Origin of the sequence: Flavobacterium psychroterrae (assembly GCF_018380615.1) — a bacterium.
In the GTDB taxonomy this organism is placed as follows: Bacteria; Bacteroidota; Bacteroidia; order Flavobacteriales; family Flavobacteriaceae; genus Flavobacterium; species Flavobacterium psychroterrae.
In genome coordinates this window covers 1-255 of the sequence record NZ_JAGYVZ010000106.1, presented here as the reverse complement: position 1 = coordinate 255, position 255 = coordinate 1, and the positions used below count along the sequence as shown (strand labels likewise).

The 255-nt window shown below is 36.5% G+C and carries 1 pseudogene; it reads right to left on the bottom strand.

Annotated elements, in window-relative coordinates:
• A pseudogene (locus KHA90_RS25265) lies at window positions 1-255 on the bottom strand (hypothetical protein); the annotation flags it as partial.

Here is a 255-nt window from a genome sequence, read left to right as displayed (position 1 = left end):
CCGGCTGGTAAAGCCAATTGTAAAGTGCTGATTCCGTCAAACTTTTCCAATCACGTTTTTCGGCTTCATTTTCATAAGCTTGTAATACTTCAGGAATAGACATTTTTACCGGAAGACAGTATTTAGCTAGGATAAAATCTGCTATGTCGTCTTTTATGATCTGTGCATTCTTTTGACCTTCACCTTTATGAAGAAACACTTCGTACTCATGTTTTAAATACTCTTCGTATTTTGCTTTAAGTCTGCGAGGATTTC